Source organism: Synechococcus sp. MU1655 (genome assembly GCF_023630655.1).
Lineage (GTDB): Bacteria > Cyanobacteriota > Cyanobacteriia > PCC-6307 > Cyanobiaceae > Synechococcus_C.
Map to the genome: position 1 here is coordinate 1 of NZ_JAKUHK010000046.1, position 10,075 is coordinate 10,075.

Here is a 10,075-nt window from a genome sequence, read left to right on the forward strand (position 1 = left end):
AAAACGGAAGCTGGGCGGGAAGAACGGTGGGCTCCTGTTGGGACCCATCGAAGTTGGAGGCAAAATCGACGGTGTCGTCGCCGATTTCATCCAGTAACCCCTCGTGGGAGATCCGTGCTAGCCGCGTTTCGGTGTATCGCATGGCTGCTGGTGGATCGTCATCCACCGAGCCAAAGTTGCCGTGACCATCCAGTAACGGGTGACGGCTGGAAAAGGTTTGGACCAACCGCACCAGGGCGTCATAAACCGCTTGATCACCATGTGGGTGGTACTTACCAAGCACGTCACCGACTACACGGGCACATTTCCGATAAGGACGATCTGGGGTGAGCCCCAGTTCGTGCATCGCAAATAAAATTCTGCGTTGGACGGGTTTCAGTCCATCACGCACATCCGGGAGCGCTCTGCCCACGATCACGCTCATCGCGTATTCGAGGTATGAGCGCTGCATCTCGTGGTGCAGGGCGATCGATTGAACGCGCTCCTCGGCCATCCTGCAGGGAAATAAGAAGGCAGTCGAGTGTCAGCCTACAGATCTTCTTCTGCTTGACCAGAGTTTTGGTTAGATAGCGCTTTTTGGATCTGCATTTGCCTCGGCACGCTCGACGGCGTTTTGAAGGCTGGGATTGTTCAACAGTTCAGCTGTAGCTCTGCGTAATTTCACGCCCCATAGTTGTTTTTTTTGATGGCCAGGCAGAACGTAATTCGGAGATTCGGCAAGAGCTTTTTGAGCAAGCTTCAAGGATTCCTGATCTCCAGGATTCACTTTGTTCAACGCCGCAGCTAGGGCCAACATCGGCTCTGGGTTGGCATTGATCGTTAAAACGGAACGCCAGCGACGAATGGCTTCTTTGGTGTTTCCCATTTCAAACAACACCAGGCTTTGATTGTTTAAGGCTTCCCAGAAACTGGGCTTAATCGCCGTTGCGCGCTCAAAAGCCTTGAGGGCTTGCTTTTGGTTGGACTGCATCACCCTGGCGTTGCCAAGGTCGAAATAGGCCGTGGCGTTTTTGGGATCGAGTTTGAGACCTCGATCCAACAGGGGGATGGCGTCGTCGGGACGGTTGTCTCGCAGCGCTAAGGATGCTTCTGCGAACCAAAGTCCTGCGTTGGTTGGGTTGAGTGATTTCGCACGGGCCAGGGATCCCGCTGCGTCATCAAGTTGTTCGCTCCGTAGTTGCGCTTCAGCCAACACGGACCAGAGCCGTTCATCGTTCGGTTGTAGACGCACGGCTAGAGCGGCTAAGCGGGCAGCTTCTTTGGGTTGTCCAAGCCTTAGCAATTGCGCTGCAGTGCGACCGATGCCGATCCCAGCCCCTTCTAATTCTTGTGGGCTGGGCGTAAAGACATAGGGGATGAAGGCTTTGGCGGGTTCAGCGCTGCACAGACCAATCGCGCTCATCAGGGTCGCTGACACCCAAACTTTGGTGAACGATTGGCTTGAACGCCGATGGGATCCCATCACCGAATCTCAGATGTAGACACAGTAGGTGGATCTACTGACTTTGCTGAGGCGGCATTGCGGCGCCACATCCAAGGTTTGATGCGTCTGAGTGCGGATCCGCGCAACTTCTGATCCCAGGTCGACGGATCCCATTGCTCAACCTGCGCAGCGCTTAGATCCAAAATCCAGGGACGGGGCTGGACCTCTGGATCTTGACTCGATGGGAGCTCCGTTTGATTGAACGGACAGACGTCCTGGCAAATATCACAGCCTGCGACCCATGGACCCATCCCAGCCTTAATCAAGTCTGGAAGCTGCTGATCTCGGTTTTCAATTGTGTGATACGCGATGCATCGCCGTGAATCAACCACAAATGGCTCCCTTATGGCCTCGGTGGGACAGGCGTCCATGCATGCTCGACAACGGCCGCAGCGAGGTTGGGCCGGCTGATCAGCTACTAAATCTTCTGTGCTGAGCAAGTGGCCGATCACCATCCAAGACCCCCGTTGCGGATGAATCACGTTGCTGTGTTTGCCAATCCATCCCAAGCCTGCCTCTTCCGCCCATGCCTTATCGAGCAGGGGTTCGGCATCCACGCAAACCCGCCAGCGCGAGTCGGGTCTTTGTGTTTCAAGCCAGCGACCAACGCGGCGCAGTCTTTGGTTGACCACGCGGTGGTAGTCACGGCCCCATGCATAGCGAGCGATGGCAAGGCTGTTCGGTTGGCGCGAGTCGGAGACGTAGTAATTCAGCCCGACGGCAAGCAAGCTTCGAGCTCCATCAAGAAGTGTTTTCGCATCGAGCCTTCGCGGAGCAGCCATCCAGCCCATCTCCGCTTGAAAACCAGCGTCAAGCCAGCGTTGTAAAGCTGCTGTCCGCATCTGCAACCTCGAACTTCCCGGTAGACAGGCGATCCCAACAGGATCGAATCCTTCCAGGCGGGCACGTTCCTTGAGTGCCGCACTGAGTTGGGGTTGTCCAGCGGAGGACGTCACGGAAATGAGCCGTAAAGTTAATCACCTTTAAGCATCGTGACGTGTCCGCATCCCCATCGGGTTCTCAATCCTTACGACTGTCTTTTGTTCTGAGGTGGTTGGGCATCACCTTGGTTGTGCTGCTTGCATTGCAGATGGCTGTGCTGCTGAGTGCAGCCGATTGGGCCGATGGAGTCTTTAAGCAACTCTTAATTGAGCGCTTAGTCAATCAAGCCCCGATGGGGCTGATCGGGCTTTTGCTCATGCTTTTGGGTTCGCGCCTTGACCAACCGGAGTCAGCAAGACCTCCAATTCGTTGGTTTGTTTGCGTGATTTCTGCGCTGTTGGCGATTTTGATGATTGTTGTTGTTCCTGTCTCAATCTCAGGTAATCAGAATCTCTCAGGTGAATCGGATCAAACGCTTGAGCAGCAAAAGGGTCAGTTGGAGATGGCTCGTCAGCAATCGGCCAACCCCGAAAATGTGAAAATGCTGGGTAGTCAGCTCACACAGGCAGGACAGTTGCCTGCTGATGCCAGTGAGGAAGACCAGGTCAAAGCTGCTCAGGCTTTTATCGATAAGCAGCTGGCGCAGATGGAACAGCAGATCCAGCAGGGGGAACGTCAGCGAAATCTTGCTGTGAATCAGCGTCGCTTTGGCGGGACTGTGAGTGCGGTGATTCTTGCCGTTGCTTTCGTGCTCTTGGCTCTGGCGGCCGTGATCTAATCGATCTGCTGGTTAGGTTGGTGAGATCACGTCAGCCTTAAGCCACAGGCGTTCCTTGGTGCAGTCCAATACAAGACCTGACCTGCCGCTTAGCGCCAGGCTTCGGCAAGATCTGAAAAACGATTTAATCGCTGGGTTGTTGGTGGTCATTCCGCTAGCAACCACGATTTGGTTGGGAACCACGGTCAGTCGTTTCGTGCTGGCTTTTCTCACTTCGATTCCGAAGCAGTTCAATCCGTTCATCACCCTCAACCCTCTTCTCCAGGATTTGATCAACCTGGCGCTGGGATTAACGGTTCCGCTCTTTGCGATTTTGCTGATCGGCCTGATGGCCAGGAACATCGTCGGTCGCTGGTTGCTGGAGTTCGGCGAAGAAACCCTCCAACGCATTCCTCTTGCTGGCTCGGTTTACAAAACCCTGAAACAGCTGCTTGCCACGTTTCTGAGAGATAACTCTCAGCGTTTTCGGCGTGTGGTTTTAGTGGAATATCCCCGTGAAGGTCTGTACAGCGTGGGCTTTGTGACCGGTGTGGTGGGTCCTTCCCTCCAAGCTGAGCTCACTGAGCCCCTTCTCAGTGTGTTTATTCCCACAGCACCAAACCCCACAACGGGTTGGTACACCTTGGTTCCCGAAACATCTGTCAAAGATCTGGACATTTCAGTGGAAGATGCATTCCGAACGATCATTTCCGCTGGCATTGTGAATCCTGATGAGCGTGAAGCTCCTGTGAATCGAAGTTTTTCCAGCCTGATCTCTCAGCTGAGGGGTTCTGTGTCACCGTCGTCCACCACCACTGGAGCCTGAACTCGACTCGGCCGTATGTCCATGCAGTCCCGATCCCTATCCCGTGAACTAGCGCTGCTGGTTCTCGGTCAATGCCCTGAACGAGTGGATGATCTCCCCGATTTTCCCCTGGACACGTTGCTTCAAAAAGCCCTCGATAGTTTGATGCAGCATTGGACAGAAGTTCTGGACTGCTGTGCTGGAGATCTGGAAAAAGCTCAACAACACCTGCTTGAGAGTGAACTTAAGGATGGGCCTTCTTCCGATCAGGCGTCAGTTCGTGAGTCGTTGCAGTCGTCTCTCACTGGGGCAGAACAAGTTCTGAATGGTCTTTCGGCCAGTCTTGAGTTACCCCGTTTATTGGCCTTATCCAATCAAGATCAGGTGCGTCGCGAGGCCATGCAACGCGTGACGTTTGTGCTGAAAAAACGCAAAGCCATTGATCAGATGCTTGATGGTGTGATGGAGGGCTGGCGCCTCACCCGGTTACCACGCATCGATCGCGATATTTTGCGCTTGGCCGTGATTGATCTTTCGGAACTCAAGACACCTGCGCCCGTGGCTTGCAACGAAGCTGTTGAATTAGCCCATCGCTTTAGTGACGAGCAAGGACGAAAGATGATTAACGGTGTGCTCCGTCGTCTGCAGAACGCCCCCTCACTGGTGTTGTCCTGAAATCATGGTGTACGACTGGTTTAATCGCGGATCCGTTCCTCCTGAAACCCCAGCTGATCCTCCAGTGGATCCAGAGGTCCAACCCGATCAGTCTTCTGCGCCGCAACCATCTGCGCCTGAACCTTCTGAAACCCAACCAGCAGAGGTGCAACCCTCGGAACCCCAATCGTCTGAGTCGGAGGACGATTCTCTTGAGTGGGCACGCCAGGCTTATGCACGTTTAAAAGCTCAGAAAGCTCAGGCTGCTGAGGCTGCCAAGACGGTTCAGGATGATTCCACATCTGAGCAGAACGTGGTTGTTCCTCCGGTGATGGAGCCTCCAGCAGTTGTGCCAGCTGCCGTTGTCCCTTCTGTTGTTTCTCCGTCAGAAGGACCTCCTGCACTCGAAGCTCCCTCAGTCGAGCCTGCAGAACCGGCTCCTGTGGTGGAGCCTCCTGCTTCTCCAGCCACAACTCCTACGCCTCCTGCACCGGCGCTGTCTTTTCTTGAACAGGCCGCTGCCCAGCGTGATCAGCGTCAGCAGGAGCTCGAGCAACCTGCTGAGCCAGAGCCTGTTCCCGTTGTTCCAGCCACAGCACAAGACGCTCCCAAGATTGAGGAGGATGAACCCCGCCTCGGTGACTTTGACGATGCCTTCACTTGGTCGGCTGAAGTCTTAGCGGCCCAAGGGCGGAGCGCCGAGCAGGTCACCCTCGAGGAGATCGATTGGTTAGGGCGACTTCGCCAAGGCCTGGAGAAAACCCGCCAAGGGTTCGTGACCGGTCTGCTGGAGAACCTGGGCGACGATCCGTTGACGCCAGAGGTGCTCGATGACCTCGAATCACTTTTGTTGAGAGCTGATGCGGGCGTTCAGGCCACGGATCAGGTGCTGGATGCCTTGAGGCAGCGGATGAACGAACAGGTTGTCGATCCGAGTGAAGGCATTCGTTTTCTGAAGGAACAGCTTCGTGACCTTCTCGATGAGCCGATTCAGTCCAGTGCTGTTGAAGTCCTTGCTCCTCAAAGGGATCGTTTGAACGTTTGGCTTTTGGTCGGTGTGAACGGAGTCGGTAAAACCACCACTCTCGGCAAGCTCGCCAATCTTGCCGTCCGCAGTGGTTATTCCGCTTTGATTGCTGCCGCAGACACCTTCCGTGCGGCGGCTGTTCAGCAAGTGCAGGTTTGGGGAGATCGCAGTGATGTGCCAGTTGTGGCCAATCCCTCAGCGAATGCGGATCCTGCAGCAGTGGTGTTTGATGCCATCGGCGCCGCCCGTTCGAAGGGCACTGATTTGGTTCTGGTAGACACGGCCGGTCGTCTACAGACCAAGCACAACTTGATGGAAGAGCTTGAAAAGATCCGCCGTGTGGTGGATCGTCTTGCTCCCGAAGCCCATGTGGAATCGCTGTTGGTGCTTGATGCCAGCCAGGGCCAGAACGGTTTGAAGCAGGCAATGGCGTTTGCCCGCGCAGCTGGGCTCACCGGTGTGGTGATCACCAAGCTTGATGGCACAGCCAGAGGAGGAGTGGCACTGGCTGTTGCCTCAGAAGCCAAGTTGCCGATTCGCTTTATTGGAGCTGGTGAGGGAATTCGCGACCTTCGTCCCTTCAATAGTTTTGAGTTTGTGGAGGCCCTCTTGGCATCGCGTTGATGCGTTTCGCATTGCGGCCTGATCAAGCTGAACTTGCTACGTTGCTGCATCTGCTGGGTGCTAAGCCGTGAGCAGCACACCTTCATGGCGACATCCGGCAACTCCTCAACGTGGAATCAATCAATCGTTGACGGCTACAGCCTCGCTCCGACAGTTGTTGGAGAGCATGTCGCGGGAGCAGCGTTCCAATCAGGAGCTGCTTGTGTCGCTTGGTTTTGCCTTGCGCAGTTTCAGCAACCTCAACCGCTTTTTGGAGCTGGTGCCGGTGGTGGCTGCCCGGCTTGTGGGGGTGCAGGGTTCATTGCTTGTCCCCTTTCAGGCCGACGGACGCCTTTGGCGTGACCAGCTGCAGATGCTTCCTGGTCCACGGACGGAGGCTTTATTGCAGGCGCTTGCTGCTCATGAGCCTGGGAACATCATCGGGTTTGGATCCGACGAAAGCCTTGTGCGAGCCCTGGATCGCTTGGTTCAGAGGCAGCTCGGTAGTGCTGGACTGTTTGCAACGTCGTTGATTGCTCGTGGTCGCCCGAGAGGACGCCTCTATGTGTTCAATCCTTCGAACCCTCTCGCTTGGAGTGATGTCTATCGCCGACACGTGCAGTTGGTGGCTGACCTCACCGGGGTTGCGATTGAAAATGATTTGATGCTTCAGGAGGCCCGTCGTCATGAACGGGTTGATCGTCAGCTCAGCATCGGTGCGGACATTCAGGCTCAGCTGTTGCCCGATCACTGCCCTGTGATCGAAGGTGTTGATCTTGCGGCGCGTTGCCGGCCGGCCTTTCAAGTTGGCGGTGATTACTACGACTTCATTCCGACCCGTCCAGAACTGATCGGGCGCCGCAGGGAGCGCGGTCGTTGGGCCTTTGTGATGGGCGATGTGATGGGTAAAGGTGTGCCAGCGGGATTACTGATGACCATGCTCCGCGGCATGCTGCGAGCCGAGGTTTTGAGTGGTCTGCCGCCTGATCGCATTCTTTATGACCTCAACCAATTAGCGCTGGAGGACCTCTCTCAGTCCCATCGGTTCGTCACGCTGTTTTATTCCGATTTCGATCCACGCACGAGGCGCTTGCGTTTCGCCAACGCTGCCCATAATCCACCGTTGATCTGGCGTGCCCAGTCACGCAAAGTGATGCGATTGGATGCCCCCGGGCTTCTGATTGGTCTGCAGCCTGAGGCGGAATATGGCTGTGAATCACTTGTGCTTGAGCCAGGTGACGTTCTTCTTTATTACACGGATGGAGTGACTGAAGCCCCTGGTATCACAGGTGATCGCTTTGATGAAGCGCGATTGATGCGCTCGCTTGAGCAAGCCTGTCGATCGGGAACTGGTTCTCAAGGGATTCTTGATCAGTTGTTCAGTCGCCTCGACCGGTTTGTGGGACCCACCCGGCAGTTGGATGACGATGCCTCGATGGTGGTGCTCAAGGTCAAAGAGGAGATCATGCTGCCGTCTGTCCCCCGGTCTTTGGCCTGACAAGCTGAGGACAAGCGCAGTGGAGAGTGACATGGCAGGGGGTGTAACCGGTGGAGGCTCCGCAACCTGGAGTGACCGGTTTGAGCAGGGATTGCATCCGGCGATTGAACGTTTTAATGCTTCGATTGGCTTTGATATCACTCTTCTTCAAGAGGATCTGGATGGGTCGATCGCCCACGCCCGCATGCTCGCTGAGTGCGGTGTGATCCTGGAGGAGGAGGCCAATCAACTTGTGGGTGGTCTTGAACAAGTCCGCCAGGAAGCGGCGTCAGGACTCTTTCAGCCAGGGCTGGCTGATGAAGATGTGCACTTCGCTGTTGAGCGACGCCTGATTGCCTTGCTTGGCCCGGTTGGCAAGAAATTGCACACCGGACGGAGTCGTAACGACCAGGTGGGGACGGATTTGCGGCTTTGGTTGAGGCGGCGTTTGGATGAGCTCGAACAGCATTTGCTTGGCTTTCAGCGCGCCTTACTTGACCAAGCCAATCTCCACAGCAACACCCTGATTCCTGGCTACACGCATCTCCAGCGAGCTCAGCCCCTTTGTCTCGCTCACCATCTTCTTGCCTACGTGGAGATGGTGGAAAGGGATCGGCAGCGGATGGCGGACTTGCGCAAACGCTTAAATCTTTCTCCTCTAGGTGCTGCAGCGTTGGCAGGCACTCCTGTACCGATTGATCGCAGGAGTACTGCATCGGCCCTTGGTTTCGATGGCATCTATGCCAACAGCCTGGACGCTGTCAGTGATCGTGATTTCACCGTGGAATTTTCGGCCGCGGCCTCACTGGTGATGGTGCATCTCAGTCGTCTTGCTGAGGAGGTGATTTTTTGGGCGTCCGAGGAATGCGGCTTTGTACGGCTCACCGATCGCTGTGCAACGGGAAGCAGCTTGATGCCGCAGAAAAAGAATCCCGATGTTCCTGAATTGGTGCGTGGCAAATGCGGGCGGGTGTTCGGCCATTTGCAAGGCCTGCTCACGATGATTAAGGGCCTACCACTGGCCTACAACAAAGACTTTCAAGAAGACAAAGAGGCGCTGTTTGATGTGGTGGCTACCACATCGCAATGCCTTGAGGCGATGACGATTTTGCTGCAGGAAGGCTTGAGCTTCAGAAGCGAACGCCTTGAGGCGGCTGTTGCTGCGGACTATTCCAATGCCACTGATGTGGCCGACTATCTCGTGGCTAAGCAGGTTCCTTTCCGTGAGGCTTATCAATTGGTGGGTGCCGTCGTGAAACATTGCCTTCAAGAAGGGGTGCTTCTTCGCGAACTGACGCTGGAGTGCTGGCAGCAATTTCATCCTGCGATCGAGGCTGATTTGTTTGAGGCCTTAACACCTCGCAATGTGGTGGCAGCTCGAACCAGCGAAGGGGGTACAGGTTTCGATCGCGTCAATGAACAGCTGGCGATTTGGAACCAACGATTTGGCCTTTCGGATCAGCATGGTTGATTGGTGATCATTCGGCTGGGATCGGACTACTCTGAAGAGGCCAGAGGTTCAGTGATCTTCTTTAGGTCCATGAATTGTTGGCCCTTTGATTCCATTGGCCCCTCTTAACTTCGGTCCATTAGATAAGTGAGCATTTTTGTCGGCAATCTTCCGTTCCGCGCTGAGCAGGAAGACATCATTGAATTGTTCTCCACCTATGGAGAGGTCACGAATTGTGCCCTCCCTTTAGAGCGCGACACCGGTCGTAAACGCGGCTTTGCGTTTGTCGAAATGAGCGACGAAGCGGCCGAAGCATCGGCCATTGAGGCCCTTCAAGGTGCCGAGCTGATGGGCCGTCCCCTGCGCATCAACAAAGCTGAGCCCCGTGGCAGTGCCCCTCGTCGCGACTTCGGCGGTGGCGGTGGCAACTACGGCGGCGGTGGTGGTCGCAACTACGGCGGCGGCGGTGGCAACTACGGCGGTGGCGGTGGCAACTACGGCGGTGGCGGTGGCAACTACGGCGGTGGCGGTGGCAACTACGGCGGTGGCGGTGGCAACTACGGCGGTGGCGGTGGTGAGCGCCGCTCTGGTGCGAGCGGCTGGGAAGATCGCAGCTATGGAAGTGGAGCTCCTCCAGCAGGCGGCAGTGCCTACGACGATGGCCGTACCCGTCGCCGCCGTGGTGGAGCTGACGACAACAGTGGTGGCTATGGCGGTGCTGAAGGCTGATCGCCTTCTTGGTGCTGCTTAGAGCCCGGCATCAAGCAGTTGCTGGGCTGCTTGCTCAATGATTTCAATCCCAGCACCAGCTTTTTGAGCTTTGGTGCTGAGATTGTTGCGCCAGTATCTTGCTCCGGGCACTGCTTCCACAACCTGGACGAGATGGCGGCATAGATCCCAAAGTCTTCCCCCTCGTTGAAGATGACGTTCGGCATGG

General features: G+C 55.8%; 10 protein-coding genes and 1 pseudogene. 7 read left to right on the forward strand and 4 right to left on the reverse strand.

Annotated features, from left to right (window positions below; translation table 11 throughout):
* The 3 genes from NCN04_RS03855 to queG form a co-directional block, all read right to left on the reverse strand.
* On the reverse strand, positions 1–493 hold a 493-nt coding region (locus NCN04_RS03855; RefSeq protein WP_284498556.1), incomplete at its 3' end, for a DNA gyrase subunit A.
* Between the two features lie 69 nt (positions 494–562).
* Positions 563–1,462: a tetratricopeptide repeat protein gene (locus tag NCN04_RS03860; RefSeq protein ID WP_250395226.1), complete on the reverse strand. Its 900-nt coding sequence runs from the start codon at positions 1,460–1,462 to the stop codon at positions 563–565.
* The gene (queG, locus tag NCN04_RS03865; protein ID WP_250395227.1) at positions 1,462–2,439 is read right to left on the reverse strand and encodes a tRNA epoxyqueuosine(34) reductase QueG; all 978 of its coding nucleotides are present in this window, start codon (positions 2,437–2,439) and stop codon (positions 1,462–1,464) included. Before queG ends, NCN04_RS03860 begins: the two co-directional genes overlap by 1 nt.
* A 41-nt stretch (positions 2,440–2,480) precedes the next feature.
* On the opposite strand from queG, the gene NCN04_RS03870 reads away from it, so the two are divergent.
* The 7 genes from NCN04_RS03870 to NCN04_RS03900 all read left to right on the forward strand — a co-directional run bounded on the left by NCN04_RS03870 (position 2,481) and on the right by NCN04_RS03900 (position 9,867).
* Complete coding sequence (locus NCN04_RS03870) at positions 2,481–3,143, forward strand: HpsJ family protein (protein ID WP_048347601.1); 663 nt, start codon at positions 2,481–2,483, stop codon at positions 3,141–3,143.
* 55 nt (positions 3,144–3,198) lie between these two features.
* Entirely contained in the window at positions 3,199–3,948 is a 750-nt protein-coding gene (locus NCN04_RS03875) for a DUF502 domain-containing protein (RefSeq protein WP_250395228.1), read from the forward strand.
* Between the two features lie 21 nt (positions 3,949–3,969).
* A complete protein-coding gene (gene nusB, locus NCN04_RS03880; RefSeq protein ID WP_250395232.1) occupies positions 3,970–4,602 on the forward strand; it encodes a transcription antitermination factor NusB in 633 nt (210 codons plus the stop codon).
* Between the two features lie 4 nt (positions 4,603–4,606).
* A complete protein-coding gene (ftsY, locus tag NCN04_RS03885) occupies positions 4,607–6,232 on the forward strand; it encodes a signal recognition particle-docking protein FtsY (RefSeq protein ID WP_250395229.1) in 1,626 nt (541 codons plus the stop codon).
* A gap of 67 nt (positions 6,233–6,299) precedes the next feature.
* On the forward strand, positions 6,300–7,709 hold the full coding sequence (locus NCN04_RS03890) for a PP2C family protein-serine/threonine phosphatase (protein WP_250395230.1): 1,410 nt from the start codon (positions 6,300–6,302) through the stop codon (positions 7,707–7,709).
* Between the two features lie 31 nt (positions 7,710–7,740).
* Positions 7,741–9,159: an argininosuccinate lyase gene (argH, locus tag NCN04_RS03895; RefSeq protein WP_250395233.1), complete on the forward strand. Its 1,419-nt coding sequence runs from the start codon at positions 7,741–7,743 to the stop codon at positions 9,157–9,159.
* Between the two features lie 126 nt (positions 9,160–9,285).
* Entirely contained in the window at positions 9,286–9,867 is a 582-nt protein-coding gene (locus NCN04_RS03900; RefSeq protein ID WP_250395231.1) for an RNA recognition motif domain-containing protein, read from the forward strand.
* An 18-nt stretch (positions 9,868–9,885) separates the two neighbouring features.
* On the opposite strand, the pseudogene NCN04_RS03905 reads toward NCN04_RS03900, so the two are convergent.
* Positions 9,886–10,075, reverse strand: a pseudogene (locus tag NCN04_RS03905) (tRNA dihydrouridine(20/20a) synthase DusA); the annotation flags it as partial.